The sequence below is a fragment of the Cupriavidus sp. GW822-FHT06G04 genome (assembly GCF_058799075.1).
The window spans coordinates 151649-172191 of the sequence record NZ_JBXALD010000005.1; the positions used below are offsets into that span (position 1 = coordinate 151649).

General features: G+C 66.0%; 16 protein-coding genes and 1 pseudogene. 6 read left to right on the plus strand and 11 right to left on the minus strand.

The window, feature by feature from the left end; translation table 11 throughout:
- Positions 1–33: 33 nt before the first annotated feature.
- Complete coding sequence (locus AC1RKI_RS13580) at positions 34–837, minus strand: MipA/OmpV family protein (protein ID WP_492795709.1); 804 nt, start codon at positions 835–837, stop codon at positions 34–36.
- Positions 838–1214: 377 nt separating this feature from the next.
- Between AC1RKI_RS13580 and AC1RKI_RS13585 the strand changes: the two genes are divergently transcribed.
- Complete coding sequence (locus AC1RKI_RS13585; protein ID WP_492795711.1) at positions 1215–2849, plus strand: methyl-accepting chemotaxis protein; 1635 nt, start codon at positions 1215–1217, stop codon at positions 2847–2849.
- Between the two features lie 90 nt (positions 2850–2939).
- On the opposite strand, the gene AC1RKI_RS13590 is transcribed toward AC1RKI_RS13585, so the two are convergent.
- The gene (locus tag AC1RKI_RS13590; protein WP_492795713.1) at positions 2940–3518 is read right to left on the minus strand and encodes a (R)-mandelonitrile lyase; all 579 of its coding nucleotides are present in this window, start codon (positions 3516–3518) and stop codon (positions 2940–2942) included.
- A 30-nt stretch (positions 3519–3548) separates the two neighbouring features.
- On the opposite strand from AC1RKI_RS13590, the gene AC1RKI_RS13595 reads away from it, so the two are divergent.
- The gene (locus AC1RKI_RS13595) at positions 3549–4481 is read left to right on the plus strand and encodes a LysR family transcriptional regulator (protein ID WP_150980354.1); all 933 of its coding nucleotides are present in this window, start codon (positions 3549–3551) and stop codon (positions 4479–4481) included.
- On the opposite strand, the gene AC1RKI_RS13600 is transcribed toward AC1RKI_RS13595, so the two are convergent.
- On the minus strand, positions 4453–6777 hold the full coding sequence (locus AC1RKI_RS13600) for a xanthine dehydrogenase family protein molybdopterin-binding subunit (protein ID WP_492795715.1): 2325 nt from the start codon (positions 6775–6777) through the stop codon (positions 4453–4455). The genes AC1RKI_RS13595 and AC1RKI_RS13600 overlap by 29 nt on opposite strands.
- Positions 6774–7256, minus strand: a complete 483-nt coding sequence (locus AC1RKI_RS13605) for a (2Fe-2S)-binding protein (protein WP_150980360.1) — start codon at positions 7254–7256, stop codon at positions 6774–6776. The genes AC1RKI_RS13600 and AC1RKI_RS13605 overlap by 4 nt, the downstream gene beginning before the upstream one ends.
- Before the next feature lie 288 nt (positions 7257–7544).
- On the opposite strand from AC1RKI_RS13605, the gene AC1RKI_RS13610 reads away from it, so the two are divergent.
- A complete protein-coding gene (locus AC1RKI_RS13610) occupies positions 7545–8741 on the plus strand; it encodes an MFS transporter (protein WP_492795902.1) in 1197 nt (398 codons plus the stop codon).
- Between the two features lie 410 nt (positions 8742–9151).
- The gene (locus AC1RKI_RS13615; protein WP_492795904.1) at positions 9152–10003 is read left to right on the plus strand and encodes a cytochrome c; all 852 of its coding nucleotides are present in this window, start codon (positions 9152–9154) and stop codon (positions 10001–10003) included.
- A gap of 55 nt (positions 10004–10058) precedes the next feature.
- On the opposite strand, the gene AC1RKI_RS13620 is transcribed toward AC1RKI_RS13615, so the two are convergent.
- The 4 genes and pseudogenes from AC1RKI_RS13620 to AC1RKI_RS13635 all read right to left on the minus strand — a co-directional run bounded on the left by AC1RKI_RS13620 (position 10059) and on the right by AC1RKI_RS13635 (position 16930).
- The gene (locus AC1RKI_RS13620; protein WP_492795717.1) at positions 10059–12206 is read right to left on the minus strand and encodes a PQQ-dependent dehydrogenase, methanol/ethanol family; all 2148 of its coding nucleotides are present in this window, start codon (positions 12204–12206) and stop codon (positions 10059–10061) included.
- Between the two features lie 180 nt (positions 12207–12386).
- Positions 12387–13823: a phenylacetaldehyde dehydrogenase StyD gene (gene styD / locus AC1RKI_RS13625; protein ID WP_492795905.1), complete on the minus strand. Its 1437-nt coding sequence runs from the start codon at positions 13821–13823 to the stop codon at positions 12387–12389.
- A 222-nt stretch (positions 13824–14045) separates the two neighbouring features.
- Positions 14046–14972, minus strand: a pseudogene (locus AC1RKI_RS13630) (AraC-like ligand-binding domain-containing protein); the annotation flags it as partial.
- Between the two features lie 320 nt (positions 14973–15292).
- Entirely contained in the window at positions 15293–16930 is a 1638-nt protein-coding gene (locus AC1RKI_RS13635; RefSeq protein WP_061954623.1) for an acyl-CoA synthetase, read from the minus strand.
- Between the two features lie 128 nt (positions 16931–17058).
- Between AC1RKI_RS13635 and AC1RKI_RS13640 the strand changes: the two genes are divergently transcribed.
- Both AC1RKI_RS13640 and AC1RKI_RS13645 read left to right on the plus strand, forming a co-directional pair.
- Entirely contained in the window at positions 17059–17739 is a 681-nt protein-coding gene (locus AC1RKI_RS13640; RefSeq protein WP_341248889.1) for a Crp/Fnr family transcriptional regulator, read from the plus strand.
- 108 nt (positions 17740–17847) lie between these two features.
- Positions 17848–18600 (plus strand): HAD family hydrolase, encoded by a 753-nt coding sequence (locus tag AC1RKI_RS13645; RefSeq protein WP_492795720.1) that lies wholly within the window; start codon positions 17848–17850, stop codon positions 18598–18600.
- A gap of 12 nt (positions 18601–18612) precedes the next feature.
- On the opposite strand, the gene AC1RKI_RS13650 is transcribed toward AC1RKI_RS13645, so the two are convergent.
- The 3 genes from AC1RKI_RS13650 to AC1RKI_RS13660 all read right to left on the minus strand — a co-directional run bounded on the left by AC1RKI_RS13650 (position 18613) and on the right by AC1RKI_RS13660 (position 20517).
- Positions 18613–18789, minus strand: coding sequence for a hypothetical protein (locus AC1RKI_RS13650; RefSeq protein ID WP_157779473.1), 177 nt, complete (start codon positions 18787–18789; stop codon positions 18613–18615).
- An 87-nt stretch (positions 18790–18876) separates the two neighbouring features.
- Complete coding sequence (locus AC1RKI_RS13655; RefSeq protein ID WP_150980374.1) at positions 18877–19134, minus strand: hypothetical protein; 258 nt, start codon at positions 19132–19134, stop codon at positions 18877–18879.
- 126 nt (positions 19135–19260) lie between these two features.
- Entirely contained in the window at positions 19261–20517 is a 1257-nt protein-coding gene (locus tag AC1RKI_RS13660; protein ID WP_061954694.1) for a serine hydrolase domain-containing protein, read from the minus strand.
- Between the last annotated feature and the right edge of the window lie 26 nt (positions 20518–20543).

The following is a 20543-nucleotide window of genomic DNA, read 5'->3' on the forward strand; positions in this document are numbered from 1 at the left end:
CCTGCATGGACGCGCCTGCCGCGCTGGGGACGCTCAGCGCCAAGCGTAGGCCAGGCCCGCGCCGTAGGTGATCTGATTACGGGTGCCGCGCTGGGTCACGATGGGGCTGTCGCCGGCGCCCCCGGTCAGCCGTTGCGTGTAGATCATCGCGCCCGCATGCCAGTGCTTGTCGATCTGGTAGATCGCCGCCAGCCAGCCCGTGTATTGTTCGAGGCCGCCGCCGGGGCTGTAGATCGGCAGGCCGCTGGCCGCGCTGTCGCCGGACGTGACGCCAAAATAGGTCTGGTTGAAGCTGCGGCTCACCCACGTCATGCCGAAGCCCGCGCCAAGGAACACGCGCGGCGAAACCGGCGCCCAGAACGTGCCCGACGCGGTGACGCGCATGCCGCCGTACTCGATTCCCGCATTGGTCATCACATTGACGCCGCCGCGCAGCCGGTAGGGGACGCCGCCCGTGGCGATGTATTCGTAGCCGATAAATCCGCCGGCCTCCACCGTGGTGTCGATGTCGTGGATGCGCGCGACAACCGGGTCGTCGACGTTCTTGCGGCCCAGGCGCAGCCCCACGGCGGGCCCGTATTGCAGGCCGGTCAGGCCGCCAAAGTTGAACTGCGCGAACGGACCGTACCATTCCAGCAGCTTGCCGCTCTCGGTGGTGTAGCGCAGGCCGGGCACCACGCCCAGCATTCTTTCGTTGCCGCCCGCGTATTGCGTGGTGGACCCGATGCCGAGGCCCACCATGTTGGGCAGCTCACCCGGCAAATCGACCGGCGCGGCGTGGGCGGCGCCGCTTATCGCCGCCAGGCACAGCAGCGTCGCGGCCAGCGGCGTACGCATCGCGCAGCGGACATCTTGGCGCCGGGCGGAGGGTGGCGGCCGCCGCGTTGCGCGGCAATCGACGAGGTGGGACGCAAGGTGGGACGCGGGCATGTGCAGGCACGCGCGGGCTGGCGCGAGACGAAACAGGAACAGCCGGCGAGTGTGCGTGGCGCGAACGGCGAATGGAATTGAGATTTTTCGCGCGGCGCATTAAGCGAAGTGGATGGCCGCGGCCGTGGCTGCCGCCGCCATCCCGCCTCAAGTTTTGCGTCCCCGCAGCCGTAGACCGAAATAGGTCCGTCCGATAACGATAACCAGCGGCGCAGCCGGACGGCAGACCTTCATCACCGCGCAGTGGGCAATGACCCCGCGCCGCACGCTTACGGAGACATGAAATGATGAAGCAACTGTCGATCAGGGGCTCGTTGAGCTTGCTGGTCGCGTTCTTTGGTGTGGCGCTCGTGATCGGCGCCGCTGTGGGGCTGTATTCGATACACGCGGGCAATGATGCGCTGCGGCAGACCTACACCGTCGACACCCCAGCGGTGGCCGATCTGGAGGGTAGCGCGGCCCAGTTGCTGCGCTTGCGTCTGGCGCTGGCCACCTATGCGTCGCTGACCGAACTCGGCGATCAGGATGGCGCCAAGGCCGTGCTCAAGCGTTTCGACCAATATCTGGTCAACGCCAACGAGCGCATCGATCACTATCTGAGCGTGACAGGCAATGGCGACGAGCAACAGCAGCGCCTGCTCAAGGACATGCAGGACAAGCGCGCCAAATTCCTGCGCGAAGGCGTCGATCCCGCGCTGGCCGCGCTGAAGGCCGGGGATCGTCAGACTTTCCTGCAACTGCAGGCGCACAAGCTGCCGCCACTCTACGGTGCCTACGAGAAAGCGATGCTGGCGCTGGAAACCCTGCAGGTCTCCTACGGGGAGCGCCGCTACAACGACGCGCAGGCGCGCTTTCGCATCGTGGTCTGGGCGGTGGCGATCGGCCTGGCAGGCGCGCTGTTGCTGGCGTGGCTGGCGCGTGTGGCGATGATCCGCGCCATCGTCGCGCCTGTCGATGCCGCTGTCGCGCAATTCCAGCGCATTGCAAGCGGCGATCTGACCGGGCGCGTGCAGATTGCGCGCAGCCGCGAGATGCATCGCCTGACCAGCGCTCTACAGCTGATGCAGGCGTCGCTGATCGAGACCGTGGGCACAGTGCGTGGCGGCACCGATGCGATCCGCCTCGGCGTGCACGAAATCTCCAGCGGCAATACCGATCTCTCGCAGCGCACCGAGGAACAGGCCGCGTCGCTCGAACAGACGGCGGCCAGCATGGAACAACTGACGTCCACCGTGAAGCAGACCGCCGACAACGCCACGCAAGCCAGCCGGCTGGCGCAAGGCGCATCGGGTCTGGCCGCGCAGGGCGGGGAACTGTCGCAACAGGTGGTCGACACCATGCAGCACATCGTGGCGGATTCACACAAGATTGGCGACATCGTCGGCGTGATCGAAAGCATCGCGTTCCAGACCAATATCCTCGCCCTCAATGCAGCCGTGGAAGCGGCGCGCGCCGGAGAGCAGGGGCGCGGGTTCGCCGTGGTGGCGTCCGAGGTGCGCGCGCTGGCGCAGCGCAGCGCGGGCGCAGCCAAGGAAATCAAGGGACTGATCGAGTTGTCCGCCAATCGCGTGGAAGCGGGCGCAGGCCTGGTGGCGCAATCCGGCAGCACGATGGGCGAAATCGTCGACGCCATCGCCCGGGTCAGCGATCTGATGAACGAAATCGCCGCGGCGGCTGCCGAGCAAAGCAGCGGCATCGATCAGGTGAATCAGGCCGTCACGCAAATGGACGAGGTCACGCAGCAGAACGCCGCGCTGGTGGAACAGGCCGCCGCCGCGGCAGGCGCGCTCGAAGAGCAGGCGCAGCGCTTGTCCGATGCGGTGGCGGTGTTCAGCATCGACGTGCACCAGAGTGGCCCGTCGCTGGCGCAACCCCGGCGCGCTGCCGCGCATTTGACGTTGCAGGCGGCAGGCGTCTAGGCAAGCGGGTGCGGCACGCCGAACCCGCGATCGAGACTCTGCAGGGCGAAGCGGTTCTGGGCAAGGCGCTGGCGTTGTTGATGCATACGCCTACCGCTGCCCCGCGCTGCCGTACTGCTCGTCGTCCACGGGCTCCATCCAGTCCACCGCCTTCCCTTCAAGCGCCTCCGCAATCGCGATATGCACCATGGTCGAATGGGCTGTCGCGCCGTGCCAGTGTTTGGTATTGGGTGGAATCCAGACGATGTCGCCCGGCCGGATGGTCTGGACCAAGTCGCCCCATTGCTGGACGAAGCCCGTGCCGGCCACGACCAGAAGCGTCTGCCCGAGCGGGTGACTGTGCCATGCAGTGCGCGCACCGGGTGCGAACGTGACGGTGGCGCCGCCGACGCGGGCAGGCAGGGGTGCCTGGAAATGCGCGTCGATGCGCACGCTGCCGGTAAAGCTGGCGGCTGCCCCTCCCATCGATGGCTGGACATCGGCGCGCGTGACCGTGATCTCTGGGCGGCGCGCCGGAGTCGTGGCGATAGCGTTCGCGCCGGGCAAGAGGCAAAACGGATGATCTGAAGTCTGCGAAGGGTGCGAAGGGTGCATGGAGGCGTCCTGACAAAACACTTGCGCGTCGCGCGCGACAGGCAGAACAATAGGGCGAAAATTCATGAAATGCATTCATAGCGCCAAACGCGGCGCGCCCTGACCATGCCCCGTCATAACCTCAACGATCTCCTCGCATTGATTACCGTCGCCCGCGAGCGAAGCTTCACGCGCGCGGCGGCTCGCCTCGACGTCACGCAATCGGCGTTGAGCCACACCATCCGCAATCTCGAGACAAAACTCGGCGTGCGGCTGCTTACGCGGACCACGCGCAGCGTGTCGACTACCGAGGCCGGCGAAAGGCTGATCCGCTCGATCGGGCCGAAGTTCGATGAAATCGAAGCCGATCTCTCGGCGGTGGCCGAGCTGGGCGATCGTCCGGCTGGCACCATCCGCATCACGGCGGTGGACCATCCGATCGACGCCATCATCTGGCCACGTCTGGCCAAGGTGCTACCACAGTACCCGGAGCTCAATGTCGAGCTGACCGTCGACTACGGCCTTACCAATATCGTTGGAGATCGTTACGACATCGGCGTGCGATTCGGTGATCAAATCGAGAAGGACATGATCGCCGTGCGCATCAGTCCCGACGTGAAGATGGCCATCGCGGCGGCGCCCGCATATTTCAAGGGGCGCGACAAGCCGATGACGCCGCGCGATCTGCTATCGCACCGCTGCATCTGCTTGCGGCTGGCCACCAGCGGCGGGCTTTATGCGTGGGAACTGGCCAAGGGGTCCAAGAAGCTGCAGGCGCGCGTGGAAGGGCAGGTGGTGTGCAACGGCGTCAATCAGATGCTCAATGCCGCGCTCGACGGCTTCGGACTTGTGTTCCTGCCGTTGCCGATCATCCAGCCCTTTGCGGACAAGGGAAAACTGGTCAAGGTCATGGAAGACTGGTGTCCCACCTTCCCCGGCTATCACGCGTTTTATCCAAGCCGCAGGCAGTCATCGCGGGCGCTCAAGATCGTCATCGACGCCATCCGGTACAAACCGGATGGCATGACGTCTAAGCCTGCGAAAGCTGGTCACGGATAGGCAACGACCGAATGCGCGTTCCGGTCGCCGCAAAGATCGCGTTGCACAGCGCGGGCGCGATGGGCGGCACGGGCGGCTCGCCGACGCCGCCGGGCGGCACGTCGAAATCGCCGCCCACCATCCACGTGTGGATGGCTCGTGGCGCCATGTGGGAACGCAGGATCTCGAAGTCGTGGAAGTTGCTTTGCTGCACGCGGCCGTCCTTGAAAGAGATCTCGCCGAGCATCGCCAGGCCGATGCCCATCACGCAACCGCCTTCCACCTGCGAGCGAATGCGCTCGGGATTGACCTGCGGCCCGCAATCGATCGCCATGTCCACGCGCGGAATGGTGATCTGGCCCTTGGCATCCACCGCCACTTCGACCACGGTGGCCACATAGGTCACGAAGCTGTAAGCCATAGCGATGCCCAGACCATGCCCCTTCGGCAGCTTGCGGCCCCAATTGGCCCTGCGCGCCGCTTCCTCGATGACCCGGCGCATGCGGCCGGTGTCGAGTGGATACACGTCAGGCGATTCGTTGTAGTTCCAGCTGTCCGACAGCGTTGTGGGGTCGATCTTGCGCGGCGGGCCGATCAGTTCCAGCAGATAGTCCTTCGGGTCACGACGCGCCTGATGCGCGAGTTCCGCAACGAAGCTCTGCACCGCGAACGCATGCGGGATATTCGACACCGAACGGAACCAGCCAATGCGCGTATGCGCGGGCACGTCGGCCGATTCCAGCCGGATCGACGGGATCTGGTACGGGATGTTGATGGCTGTCATCCCCGCTTCGAACGGCGCCTTGCCCATCGCCCCAACCGTGAACGTCGAAGCGATGGTGGGCGCTGCCGACCTGTGCAGCCATGCCGTCGGTTTGCCGCTGGCATCGAGCGCGGCCTCGATGCGCTCGACCGACACCGTGTGGTAGTAGTCGTGATGAATGTCGTCGTCGCGCGTCCACTGCAGCTTGACCGGCTTGCCGTCCATCGCCTTGGATACCAGCGCGGCTTCGGAGATAAAGTCCGCCATCGACTTGCGCCCAAATCCGCCGCCCAGCAAGGTCAGATGCAGCGTCACGTCCCGGGTGTCGATGCCGAGGTGCTTCGCCACGCTTTCCAATGCGCCCTGCGGCGCTTGCGAAGGCGCCCAGATCTCGCACTTGCCGTCGACAAAGCGCGCGGTGGCCACGGGGGTTTCCATCGAGGCATGCGCGAGATGCGGGATGTAGTACTCGGCGGAAACCTTGCGCTGCGCGCCGGCAGCCGACAGCGCCGCCACGGCATCGCCATCGCTGCGCAACGCCTTGCCGGGCTTGCGCGCGCCGGCTTCGAGCGTGCGGCGGAAAGCGGCCGAGTCGTAGCCCGCATTGGCGCCATGGTCCCAGTCGAGCTTGAGTGCCGCGCGGCCCTGCATCGCCGCCCAGGTGTTGGTGGCCACCACGGCAACACCGCCAACGGGATTGAACAGCGGCGGGCCGTCGTAGGGCTTCAGTTCGATGACGCGCAGCACGCCGGGCACCTTCAATGCGTCCGCGCTATCGACCTTGCGCAGCTTGCCGCCATAGACGGGCGGACGTGCGATCACCGCGTAGACCATGCCCGGCAGTCGCACGTCGATACCGTAGGTGGCCTTGCCGTGCACGATATCGCGGCTATCGGTCGGAAGGATCTTGCCACGGCCGATATAGCGGAATGCGTCCGGCTGCTTGAGGCGCAACTGGTTATGCGTGGGCACCGGCTGGCGCATGGCGGCTTCGGCCAGATCGCCATATCCGATGCGGCGCCCCGTGGCCGCGTGAATGACTTCATGGTTGCGCGCCTGCACCTCGGTGACGGGCACCTTCCATTGCGCAGCGGCTGCAGCTTCGAGCATCTGGCGCGCTGACGCCCCGACCCGGCGCATCGGCGCGAGGAAATGCCGCATGCTGCGCGATCCGTCCACATTCTGGCTGCCGTAGCGCGCCTCGTTGGCGTCCGCCTGCACGATCCTGACGCGGCTCCAGTCCGCTTCCATTTCGTCGGCGACCACCATCGGCAGGCTGGTTCGTACGCCCGTACCCATCTCGGCGCGATGCGCCACGATGGTCACGGTGCCGTCGCGCGCAATCGACACGAACACCAGTGGATCGTCCACGATGCCGCCCGGCATGGCCGCGCCACCGTATTTCTTTTCCGCCTGCGCCGCATCGGCCTTCGAGATCAGGCCGCCAAACTGGAGCGCCAGCGCGAATACCGCGCCGGCCTGCAGCACGCGGCGGCGCGCCGGTTGCTGGGGGATGTCGAGCGTGTCGAGCGTGTTGTGCGTGGTGCGGGTCATGCCTGGGCTCCCGTCTTGCCGGCGGCGAGCCTTGTGGACGCCAGTTTCACCGCTGCATTGATGCGCGTGTAGGTTCCGCAACGGCACAGATTGCCGCTCATGCCGGCGACGATCTGTTCATCCGTGGGCTTTGGATTTGCCTTCAGCAACGCCGTGGCCGTCATGATCTGTCCGGCCTGGCAATAGCCGCACTGGGCGACGCCTAGCTCGACCCACGCATCCTGGACAGCCCGCCCGACGCGATCCGACTCCATCGATTCGATCGTGCGCACGCGCTTGTTGCCGATGGCCGAGATCGGCGTGACACAGGACCGCACGGCCTGGCCGTCGACATGGACGGTACACGCGCCGCAAAGCGCCATGCCGCATCCGAACTTGGTGCCGGTGAAGCCGAGCGCGTCGCGTAGCGTCCAAAGTAGCGGGGTGTCGGCGGAGAGGTCGACGTCGTGAACCTGGCCGTTGATGTTTAGCGTTGTCATGGGCGGAGGGGAGGCAGGAGGACCGCAGCATGGTAGCGGATGGCGCGAACGCTGATTACACGCTTCTGCTCATTGCCTTCATGAGGTGGATTCATCAATGTCTTTCATGAAGCTTGCTCATCAAGGCAACAAGTATTGTGCGGGTAGTCACCCGGCTCCAATCTGCGGATGATACGGGCAATGGAAAACACCGCATTACCCAACACCTCCGCGCCGCGCTCTGCGCCGCATGCGGGCCCCCAATCGCCCGCGTCGCAGCCGCCCGCGCACTGGAACGGCGTGTTCGCGATGACACTCTGCGTCTTCGCATTGATCGCCTCGGAATTCATGCCTGTCAGCTTGCTGACGCCGATGTCCGCCGATCTGCATGTCACGGAAGGCATGACCGGGCAGGGCATCGCCATCTCGGGCGCGTTTGCGGTGTTCACGAGCCTCTTCATCGCGGCCATTGCCGGAAACACGAACCGCAAGTCGCTGCTGCTGGGTTTGACGGCCGTGATGACGATATCGGGCGCCATCATCGCGGCGGCGCCGACCTACACGGCCTACATGCTCGGGCGCGCACTGATCGGCGTGGTCGTCGGCGGCTTCTGGTCGATGTCCGCGGCCACTGCCATCCGGCTGGTGCCTGCGCACCAGGTGCCGCGCGCGTTGGCGATATTCAATAGCGGCAACGCATTGGCCACCGTCATCGCGGCGCCGGCCGGCAGCTATCTCGGCACGCTGATCGGCTGGCGCGGGGCGTTCTACTGCCTCGTACCCGTGGCGTTGCTCGCACTGGCCTGGCAATGGTTCAGCCTGCCAACGATGCCAGTGGCCGCTCGCCCCAAGGGCAGCGGCAATGTATTCGTCCACCTGAAGCGTCCGGTCGTTGCGCTGGGCATGCTGGCGGCCGGCGTGTTCTTCTCCGGACAGTTCACGCTGTTCACCTACGTCCGCCCATTTCTCGAAACCGTCACGCATGTCGATGCCCCGAGCTTGTCGCTGATCCTGCTGGCAATTGGCGTGGCCGGTTTTGCCGGCACGATGCTGATTGGCGCGGTGCTCAAGCGCGCGTTCCATGGCGTACTCGTCGCGATCCCGGCGCTGATGGGGGTGATAGCGCTTGCGCTGATCGGCCTGGGACACAACACGGCGGCCGTCGTGGGGCTTCTGGTACTTTGGGGACTGGTTGCCACGGCGGCGCCGGTGGGATGGTGGAGCTGGATCACGCGCACGTTTCCACACCATGCCGAAGCAGGCGGCGGCCTGATGGTGGCGATTGTCCAGATGTCGATCGCGCTGGGATCCACGGTCGGCGGCATCCTGTTCGATACGTTCGGCTATCGGAGCACGCTCGAAGCCAGCGCCGCGCTGCTATTCATCGGCGCCGGACTCGCATGGCTGATGGCGCGCGTCGGCGCTGAAGATTCCGATTCCATCGATTCACCCGTGCCCGCCCGACAAACAGCGTCCGGTCACGTGGATGGAGCAGCTCACCGATGAACGGTATAGCGCGCGCCGGGCGCGCCGTCCGGCACCTTGGCGTGGTAGCGCTCGCCGCGGTGCTGTGGGCAGTGTTGGGCGGGGCTGACGGCGGCGCAGTTGCGGGAGGTCGCACAGGTCCTGCGCGAGCACGTCGGCCCGGAGAACGGCCGTCGCGCGCATGAAGCGCTGGAGCGGCATCTGGCTGCTGACAGGGGCGGCAAGTAGGCCTTGCCCAGCCGCCGGAGGTGCGGCGCGTTATCTCGATGGCGTAGCCGCCGCGCGGACCGATTGCGGCAGGCGGCACAATTCGCTAGGGTTATGCAGCCGGGCGCAAGGCGGGTCCGGCAGCCCCCCATTCCTGTCGAGAGCAAAACATGATTCGCTGGATCCAGAGCATCGCCACGACACTGACTGTCGCGGTGGCAGGCATGGCGTGCATCGGTGGTGCGGCACATGCCCAGGCGCAGGCCGACAGCCCGCCCAAGGACGCGGCCACGTTGACCATTACGGCCGGTGCGCAGCAAACGACTTTTACGCGCGCCGCGTTGCTGAAGGACCGGCGGCTGGTCAATGTCACCGTCGACGACGACAACCTGAAGCGCCGCATGACATTCAAGGCGATTCCGCTGGCGGCGCTGCTGGCGGGACTGCCGGTTGCGAAGGATGGCAGCGCCACCACGGCCGCCAGCGACGGCTACGTGTCGCATCTGCCGATGCCTCTGCTGCTGGCCGATCGTGCCGATGGGCCACGCGCGTGGCTCGCGGTGGAAAACCCCGCCAGGCCGTGGCCGACGCTCAAAGGGCAGGACATCGGCCCATTCCGGCTGATCTGGACGGTGCCGAAGTCATCTGCCGGTGCCGCGCGTGGGGACGCGGCGGTCAGCATCAACGAAAGCCTGTGGACCTATGCGATCGTGCGCATCGACGTCGGCGCGACTGCGGCGGAACGCTTCGCGGCAATCCGGCCGGCTGCCGACCTGCCCGCAGACGGCCCGGTCGTGCGCGGCTTTGCGACGTTCCAGCGCGTCTGTTTTTCCTGTCACTCGATGAATCGCGCGGGCGACGCGCATCTGGGCCCGGACCTGAACGTGCCGTACAACCCGGTGGAATACCTGGGCGACGACAAGCTGACCAGGTTGATCCGCAATCCGCAATCGCTACGCTGGTGGCCCGCGGCCAAGATGTCGGCCATCGACGAGAAGACGCTGTCCGACAGCGAAATGCAAGACCTGCTGGCGTATTTGCACCATATGGCGGGCCGCAAGGCCAACGCGCCCTGACGGCCGACGGTGGCGGCTGACAGCCTGCGCGAGCAGGCCGCCAGCATCGGCGCGGCTACTTCAGTTCCGCCTGCGCCTTCGGCCGCACCGAATCAGCGGTGCCCTGGATAAAGGCCTTGATCTTCTCGACATCGTCGGCGGTGAGCTTGCCGGTGAAATCGGGCATGCCGCGTGCCATGAACGGTCCCTTGAAGACGATCTTGTCCAGATGCTCGATCACGCCCGGGCTGACGAAGCCCAGGTTGGGAATGTTGCCGCCGCGGTCCACGCCGGGCACGCCGTGGCACATCACGCAACTGCTGACGTAGAGCCCTGCGCCGTCGTTGACCTTGGCTGCGTCGTACTTCACGCCTTGCAGCAGGCCATCGGTGCGATATTGGACGAACGCGGGCGGCTTGGCCTTCGCGCCCAACGCGAAGGTGTAGACCGTGCCGGGCCCCTGGCGATCGGTGGCGCGCTGCGCCAGGCCATAGACGCCGCCCCAGCCCACCGCCACAGAGATGTACTGCTTGCCGTCGACCTGGTAGCTCACCGGCGCGGCGATCACGCCGGTGCCGGTGGGCGTTTCCCAGAGCTTGTCGCCGGACTTCGCGTCATACGCGGCAAAGCGTCCATCGGCGCTGCCCTGGAAGACCAGATTGCCGGCGGTGGTCAGCGTGCCGCCGTTCCACGGCGACACTTGCTCGTGCGACCATGCCACCTGCTGCCGCACCGGATCCCACGCCAGCAGGCGGCCAAACGGCTTGGACTTCGGCGGCTCTGCGTTCAGAAACTTGGCGGTGTTCCAGCCCGTGTTGCCGCCCGGCTGCATCGGCTTTGCGCCATTGAAGGTCCATGCCTTGTCGTCCATCAGGTTGATTGGCACGTTCTGCGCGGGCAGGTACACCAGACCGGTCTGCGGATTGAAAGACATCGGGTGCCAGTTGTGCGCGCCGTATGGGCCGGGAATCGCGTCATAGGGTTTGTCGGCCGAGCGCGATTCCGGGTTTTCGATGGGGCGGCCGTTCTTGTCGTAACCGGTGGCCCAGTTCACATCGACGAAGTTCTTGGCGGAAATAAATTGCCCGTTGGTGCGGTCGATCACGAAGAAGAATCCGTTCTTGGGCGCGTGCAGGATGACCTTGCGGGGCTGGCCGTCGATCGTCAGGTCCGCCAGGATCATCGGCTGGGTGGACGTGTAGTCCCAGTTGTCGCCCGGCGTTTCCTGGTAGTGCCATTTGTACTTGCCGGTGTCCGGATCGAGCGCGACGATCGACGCCAGGTACAGGTTGTCGCCGCCTGCGGGGCTGCGTTTGCTGCGCGACCATGGCGATCCATTGCCCGTGCCGACGTACATCAGGTTCAGCTCGGGATCGAATGTGATCGAATCCCACGCGGTGCCGCCGCCGCCGGCTTCCCACCATTTGCCGGCAGGGTCCCAGGTCTTGGCGGCGCGTTCCATCGACTCGTCCTCGAACGGCTTTGACGGATCGCCCGGCACGGTGAACCAGCGCCATTTCTGCGCGCCTGTGTTGGCGTCGTACGCGGTCACGTAGCCGCGCACGCCGAACTCCGCGCCGCCATTGCCGATGATCACCTTGCCGTTGATGACGCGCGGTGCGCCCGTGATCGTGTACGAATACTTGCGGTCGATGATGGTGTCCTTCTCCCAGACCTTGCGGCCCGTGGCGGCGTCCAGCGCAATCAGGCGGCCGTCGTACGATGCAACGAAGACCTTGCCCTGATAAAGCGCCACGCCGCGGTTCACCACATCGCAGCAGCCGCGATAGCCGAGCGCGCGATCGACCTTCGGATCGAACGACCACAGCCGCTTGCCGGTGCGCACGTCCACCGCATGCACCACGCTCCACGATGCGGTGACGTACATGACGCCATCTACCACCAGCGGCGTCGATTCCACGCCGCGCGTCGATTCGAGGTTATAGGACCACACCAGGCCCAGGTCCTTCACGTTGTTGCTGTTGATGGCGTCGAGGCGGCTGAAGCGGGTTTCCGCGTAGTCGAGGCCATAGCTGGGCCAGTCGGGCGTTTTCTCGGCATTGGCGCGGATAAACTGGCCGTCGACCTTACTGGTGGCCGCGCGGATCTTGCTGGCAGATGGTGCAGCCGACTGCGCCGCCGCCGCCGCCGGCACGGCCATCAGGCAGGCCATGGCGATGGCCGCGCATCGATACCACGGGAGCCGTTTCGCGTTGTGGGTCATCTTCTCTGTCTCCTCGAATCGTTGTTCTGGAATTGTTCTGGTGCGGCGCGCTTCCTGCTTTTATGTGTTTCCGGTTCGTCCTGCTCACGTCGCGGCGCCTGACGGTCGCCGCGTGACCGCCAGGCTCCAAACCTTCAACCTCTCGTCTCAACTCTCCAGCTACAACCTCCGGGCCGCCGCTCAATACGCCATGCAGACCGATTTCAGTTCCGTATACGATTCGATCGCAGAGCGGCCGTGTTCGCGCCCCACGCCGGAGGCCTTGTAGCCGCCGAAAGGCATATTGGGATCGATGACGTTATGGCAGTTGACCCACACGGTGCCCGCATCGATGCCGTCGACCAGCCGCTGCACCGCGCGGAGGTTGTTGCTCCACACGCTGGCGCCCAGGCCGTAGGCGGACTGGTTGGCCGCCGCCAGCACCGCATCGAGATCGTCGAACGGCATTGCCACCACCACGGGGCCAAACACTTCCTCGCGCACGATTTCCAGATCGCGGCTGCCGGTGTTGGCCACCACCGTGGGCCGCACGAAATAGCCGTCGCGCTGCACCTCCGCGCCGCCCGCGACGATTTCCGCGCCTTCCCTGCGGCTGGTATCGATCATGCCCACCACCTTGTCGCGATGGCGCGCCGACACCAGCGGCCCCATCTGGCTGGCCGGATCGAGCCCCGATCCCAGCACCATCGCATCGGCCACGCGCGCAATGCCTTCGACCACATGGTCATAGTGGCGGCGCGATACATAAAGGCGCGACCCAGCCGTGCAGACCTGCCCCTGATTGAAGAAGATGGCCGCTGACGCGCCCTGGATCGCCACCGCCGGATCGCAGTCGTCGAGCACCACCACCGGGCTTTTGCCGCCCAACTCCAGCGAGACGCGGCGAATATCCTGCCCACAGCGTGCGCCGATCAGGCGGCCCACTTCGGTCGATCCGGTGAAGGTGATCTTGTCCACGCCGGGGTGCGCCACCAGCGCCGCGCCGGCCACGCCATCGCCGGTCACCACGTTGAACACGCCGGGCGGAAAGCCTGCCTCGAGCGCCAGTTCGCCCAGCCGGATCGCGGTCAGCGGGGTTTCTTCCGCGGGCTTGAGCACCACCGTGCAGCCGCATGCAAGCGCGGGTGCGATTTTCCACACCGCCATCAGCAGCGGAAAATTCCACGGCACGATGGCGCCCACCACGCCCACCGGCGCGCGGCGCGTCGACGCGCTGTAGCGTGTGCCCGGCGGATGCGGCATCGAGATATCGAACGTCTGGCCGTCGATCTTGGTGGCCCATCCCGCCATGTAGCGCAGCCATTGCGCGCTGCCGCCGACATCGAGTCCATGCGCAAAGGCCAGCAGTTTGCCGTTGTTCAGCGTTTCCAGGCGCGCCAGCTCTTCGCCGTGCTGCTCTACCAGATCGGCCAGTTTCAGCAGCAGGCTCTCGCGCTGCGCGGGCATCATGTCGCGCCAAGCGGCGCTCTGGAAGGCTTGCCGCGCGCTGGCCACGGCAGCATCGACGTCGGCTGCGTCGCCACTTGGCACGTGCGCGATGGTTTGGCCGGTGGCGGGATCGAAGACCGCGAACGTCTCGCCCGATGCGGCCTGGCGCCATTGGCCGTCGATCAACATGTCGCTGCGGATGGGATGGGGATGCTGTTCCGGGGCGTTCACGCGTGTCTCCTGTCGTTGTCCGTGGAGGACAGAAGGTAGCAACGCCATCGCGCGCTGGCTTGTCTGTCCGTGCATAGTGCTTGTCGCTGGGTGCACGCCACGCGGGTCAGATTTGCTGCATTGCGGGATCGCTGGGGGCGTGGTGCTTGCCCTGACGCCATTGCGACGGCTCATGCCGAATCGCTCGTGAAACGCGCGGCTGAAATGTGCCGCATCGACAAAGCCAAGCCCGAACGCCACTTCCGTGATGCTCGGTGCCATGCCGTCGCGCGCCGCCAACTGCTGCGCGGCGCGTTGCAGGCGTCTTGCCTGGATATAGGCGTGGGGCGTCTGCCCATATTCGCGAAACAGGTTGTAAAGCGTGCGGCGCGATACGTTGAACACGGTGGCCAGGCGCTGCGCACACAGGTCGGGGTCGTGCAGTTCGGCGTCGATATATGCCACGATGCGGCGCACGCGGCTATCGCCGAGCCGATGCCGCGCAGCAGGCGCGTGCGGTGGCGCGGCGGCCTGCAACGCGGTTTCGACCAGCGCCACCATCGAATCCTCGAGCACGCCCTGCGCGCGATGATCGAGCGCGTGACCGCCCATCGCATCATGGAGCAATCCGCCCAGCGCCGCGGCCGCGATGCGCGCCGCGCCTACGCCGGGCAGCGCGCGCCCGCACAGCGTGCGCGCCGGCTCCTGCCAGCCAAAGCTGCGCGCTTGCGGCACCAGCAGTACCAGTGCGCGGCAGCCTTCGGCCATCTCGACGCTGTAAGGCTGCGTCGTATCGTAGACGGACCACGCGCCCGGATTCAGCACCGCCTCGTGCTCGCGCTGCGCAATCCGGCTGGCGCCGGCCAACTGCCAGAAGATCTTGAAGTAGCCCGCATCCGAGGCTTCGGCATGGGCGCGCCGACGCACCACGCGATGCGCGCCGACTTCGATATCGCCCACCACGCTGTCGCCAAAATGGGCCAGGCTGGCACGGCCCCGAAAATCGCCGCGTGTGTCGCGCGCGCAATCGAGCGGCAGGAAGTTGGCGCTGATTGCCTCGCTCCATTCGGCGAAGCTGCTCGCACAAACGGAAACCGAAGACTGCAAGGAACGCTGCACGTCGCGCATCTTGGACACCTCCGCCGGGAGTGGGCTGACCGCAGGGTCGTCGCGTCGGCAAATCGATAGCACGCCATCGCGGCCCGTACGGGATCGTGCAAGAGCCTAATGCAAAGGCACGCACCCGACAATCGGCGCATGCACGCAGTCACCCGCCCTGCGGAATGGCCTGCGCGTCGCGCTGCATTGCAACATTGGCCGGTGCGGGGAAACCCTGCGCATGTCGAAGCGGGGCGATAACCGACGCGGGACGCCACGGCAAATTCCTGCCGAAGTCCGGTCGCGCCAGCCGCCACCGCCGCGCGCCAGTCGTCGCATCAGGCGTCGCGTCAGACGTCGATCGCCGCGTTGGACTTCAGTTGCTTGCGCAGTTCGAACTTCTGGATCTTGCCGGTCGACGTCTTGGGCAGCGGTCCGAAGTAGACCGCCTTAGGCACCTTGAATCCGGCCAGCAGCGTGCGGCAGTGCGCAATGATCTGCTCGGCCGTGGCGTCGGCGCCGTCCTTCAGTTCGACGAAGGCGCACGGCGTTTCGCCCCACTTGCTGTCCGGCTGCGCGACCACGGCGACCGCCATCACGGCCGGATGCCGGTAGATCGCATCTTCCACTTCCACGCTGGAAATGTTCTCGCCGCCGGAGATGATGATGTCCTTGCTGCGGTCCTTGATCTTGATGTAGCCGTCCGGCATCAGCACGCCGAGGTCGCCCGTATGGAACCAGCCGCCGGCAAACGCTTCGCGCGTGGCACGGTCGTTCTTCAGATAACCCTTCATGCAGATATTGCCGCGGAACATGATTTCGCCGATGGTCTCGCCATCGCGCGGCACCGGCTGCATGGTGTCGGGATCCAGCACCGTGACGCCCGCTTGCAGGTGATAGCGCACGCCCTGGCGCGCCTTGAGCACCGCGCGTTCCTCGGTGGACAGCGCGCGCCATTCGTCCTGCTCCGCGCACGCAGCGGCGGGCCCATAGACTTCGGTCAGCCCGTACACGTGCGACAGTTCGAAGCCCATGGCCTCCATCTGCGCCAGCACCGCGGCGGGCGGCGGCGCGCCGGCCACCATGCCGCGCACCGGTCCGCGCAGACCCTCGCGCCATGCGGGCGGCGCGCTGACCAGCGCGGTATGCACGATCGGCGCCGCGCAGTAATGGGTCACGCCTTCATCGCGCATCAGATCGAACACCAGCTTCGGTTCGAACTTGCGCAGGCATACGTTCACGCCTGCGCGCGCCGCCACGGTCCACGGAAAACACCAGCCGTTGCAGTGGAACATCGGCAGCGTCCAGAGGTAGACCGGATGCTTGCCCATGTCCCATTCCAAAATGTTGGAGATGGCATTGAGCGCCGCACCGCGATGATGGTAGACCACGCCCTTCGGGTCGCCAGTGGTGCCGGACGTGTAGTTCAGCGCAATGGCGTCCCATTCGTCGCCGGGCGTGCGCCAGTCGAATTCCGGATCGCCGCCGGCCAGGAAGCGCTCGTAGTCGGTGTCGCCGAACGGCGCGTCGATGGCCGGCCCGAGCGCGTCGTGCACGGCGATCACCTTCAATCCCGGCACCTCGCGCGCAAGCTGGCGGGCCACATCGGCAAACTCGGTGTCGGCCAGCAGCACGCGCGCCTCGCCATGGCGCAGCATGAAGACCAGATTGGCGGCGTCCAGCCGGATATTGAGCGCGTTGAGCACGGCGCCGGCCATCGGCACGCCGAAGTGTGCCTCCACCATTGCCGGCGTATTCGGCAGCAGCGCGGCCACGGTATCGCCGCGCCCGATGCCTGCACGCGCCAGCGCGCTGGCCAGGCGGCGGCAGCGCGCGTAGGTGTCGCGCCAGTTCTGCCGCACCGGTCCGTGCGCGATGGCAAGCCGGTGACCGTACACCTGTGCGGCGCGCGCGATGAAGTCGAGCGGCGTCAGCGGCACGAAGTTGGCGGGATTGCGGGCCAGCCCGGTGTCGAAATCGGTCGGCATGATGGGTGTCTCCTGTATGGATCCTGACGGATGCGTTGTGTGTTGTCGCATGCACGCTATCATTGCGGCGCCTGCTCACTCTGTCGCCTGGACGACAGAGGTGCGCTTCACTCGCTCCCCGACTTCCGATGAACGTCCACGCTGTGCTCGATCAACACGACTGGTATCGCGCGCTTTCGCCCGCGCATCAGGCGCTGGCCGCGGCGGAAACGGTCGTGCGCAACTATCCGGCCGACAGTTATATCGCACGGCGCGGCGAGTATTCGCGTTACTGGATCGGCGTCGATGCGGGCCTGATCAAGCTGGCCGTCTATACGCCGGACGGGCGTGGATGCACGTTTTGCGGCGTGCCGGCGGGCGGCTGGTGCGGCGAGGGCAGCGTGATCAAGCGCGAGGCGCGCCGTTACGACGTGATCGCGATCCGCGAATCGCGCGTGCTGCTGGTGCCCGAGCCGGTCTTCAACACGCTGCTGGCCGACAGCCTGCCGTTTGCCGGATACGTGGTGCGCCAGCTCAACGAGCGCATGGGCCAGTTTATCGCCATGGTGCAGAACGACCGCCTGCTGGGCGCCGACGCGCGCGTGGCACAGGCCATCGCCCAGTTGTTTCATCCTGCGCTGTATCCGCGCACCAGCGCCGTGCTGGAGCTGTCGCAGGAGGAAATCGGGCTGCTGACCGGTTTGTCGCGTCAGCGTGTGAATCAGGCGCTGCGCCGGCTGGAAGCGGAAGGCATGGTCGGTCTGTCCTACCAGACCATCCGCGTGACCGATCTGGAAGCGCTGCGCCGCTTCGGCCTGTCGGAGCTGTGATCCGGCGCAGTGATCCGGCAATGTGCTGCGATGCTGCGATCGGGTTTTACGTCTGGCGCGGATCTTGGTAAATTCCACGGGCTTATCCCCATCCCGGCACCCTCCCTCATGCATTCCCTGGCCAGTATCGCGGCAATTTCCCTCGACCTCGACGACACCCTGTGGGCCTTCGGCCCGGCGGTGATTCGCGCCGAACAGACGCTGCACGACTGGTTGCTGCAACAAGCGCCGCGCACGGCGGCCGTGCTGACATCGCCGCAAGTGCTGGGGGAATTGCGTGCGCGCTTCCAGGCGTCGCGTCCCGATCTGGCGCACAACCTGCGCGAATTGCGGCTCGGGTCGATCCGCATGGCGCTGGAGCTTGCGGACGAGGATACGGCGCTGGCGCAGGCCGCCTACGACGTATTTTTCGCGGCGCGCCAGCGCGTCGATTTCTTCGAGGATGCGTTTCCGGCGCTGGAATGGCTGAGCCGACGGTTTCCGTTGGTGGCGGTATCGAACGGCAATGCCAGCCTCAGGGTGACCGGTGGGCATCACTTTTTTCAAGCCGCGCTGAATCCGGAGAGTGCGGGCTGTGCCAAGCCCGATGCCGCCATCTTTCACGCTGCGGTGCAGGCGGCAGGCTGCCGTCCCGAGCAGATGCTGCACGTGGGCGACGATGCGGATCTCGATGTGGTGGGGGCGCTGGCGGCAGGCCTGCAGGCCGCGTGGGTGGTGCGCGACGCCGCCGCGGACGCCGCGAGATGGGCACGCCGCGGCCAGGCGCCGCATCTGATCGTGCGGGATCTTTATGCGCTATGCCGCGCGATCGATCCGAACTGTCCGGTGGCGCGCGCGATGCCGGCGCGCACCGCGCACTGAGCCGCGCGCGGCTTATTCTTCGGGTTTTTCCGCCGGCACGGCCTTGCCCAGCAGTTTGCCCAGCAGACCGTTCTTGCTGGCCGGCTGGCGTTGCGCCTTCGGCAGCGAGCCGCCCCGGTTGGCGCCGCTCTGCTTCATGCTGTTGGCGATCTTGAGGCCCTTGTTCTTTTCCAGGTCGGTTTTCTTCACGACGTCATTCCTTTGATTGAGCCCGGCATTGTACGCAGGTGCGGTGCGGTGCAGCCGATTCGCCGTTCGCGCATGACATGGCGCGGGTCAGTCGTCGCCCTTGATGGCCTTTTTCGTCGCGTAGTAGCCGCGCTTTGAGGTGTCGGCCACGGCGTGACCCGCCGCCTTGGCGCCATGGCCGACGGCGCGTGCCGCATCCGCCACGGCATGACCGGTTTTCTTGCCGGCTTCCTTGACGCCTTCCTTGAAGGCGCGGGCATCCGACGCCACACTGGCGTGGGCCAGCGGGCTGGCTGCCGCCGTGGCGGCCACCGTCAGGGCGAGGATCGAGGTCTTGAGCTTCATAGGGATTGGGGGCGTGCGGTTTTTCCGTGCGGGTATTGTAGTCGCCTGTCGTTGCCTGTCGTTGCCTGTCCGCAGCGTCGTGACGGAGGCCGGCGAATCGCGCCGGCCCGCCGGGCGCCGGCCGTTTCAGCGCGGCGCGGCGCCGGGCTCGGTGATCGCGCTATACACCAGGGTCCGCAGCTGTCGTCGCACAGGATAGGCGGACGACGGCAGCAGTTGAGTCAGGAACAGACCGATCAGGTCTTCCTGCGGATCCACCCAGAAGAACGTGCTGGCCGCGCCGCCCCAGAAGAAGTCACCGGCGCTGCCGGGAATCAGCGTGCTGGCCGGGGCAATGGTGGTGGCAAAACCCAGTCCAAAGCCCACGCCTTCGTAGGTGGCTTCGCTGAACATCGAGCGCGACATGCGCGGCAGATCGACTCCGCCGGGCAAGTGGTTGGCGGTCATCAGCGCCAGCGTTTTCGGGCTCAACAGCCTCACGCCGTCCAGTTCGCCGCCATTGAGCAGCATGCGCGCAAAACGCATGTAGTCCGCCGCCGTCGACACCAGGCCGCCGCCGCCCGACAGGAAAGTGGGTTTCTTCAGATAGAGACTGGCCTGCGGATCGTCCTGCAGCATCGGCCCGCGCGGCGAGATCACCTTGGAGCCCAGCGTACCGACGGCGTAGCAGGCGCAGAAACGCCCGATCTTTTCCTGCGGCACGTGGAACGCGGTATCGACCATGCCCAGCGGATCGAATATCCGCTGCTTGAGGAAGTCGTCGAAGGACATGCCGCTGATCTTGCCGACCAGATAGCCCAATACGTCGGTGGCCACCGAATAGTTCCACGCCTCGCCCGGCGAAAACTCCAGCGGCAGCGTGGCAAGCTTGGCGATCATGTCGTCGAGCGTGCCTTCGACGGCGAGGTCACCCAGCTTGTGCTTGCGATATGCCGCGTCGACATTGCTGTTTTGCTGGAATCCGTAGGTCAGTCCCGACGTATGACGCAGCAGATCCACCACCAGCATCGGCCGCGCCGGCGCGCGCGTCTGGAAGCTCTCCATGAAACCGCCGGCAAACACGCCGAGGTTTTCCCAGGCAGGGATGTACTTGCTGACCGGATCGTCGAGCGCGATCTTGCATTCTTCCAGCAGCATCATGATCGCCACCGACGTGATCGGCTTGGTCATCGAATAGATGCGGAAGATGGAATCCTCGGCCAGCGGCACCTGCCGTTCGCGGTCGGCCATGCCCAGCGCCGTGTTCAGCGTCAGCTCGCCGCGCCGCCAGACCTGCACCAGCGCACCGGGCAGCTTGCCGGTCGATACATAGGTCTGGTCGATGAACTGTTCGATCCGGCCCAGCCGCTCCCGGCACATCCCCCGCGTTTCCCTGCCTTGCATATTGGTGTCTCCGTCCTGTGTGTGTG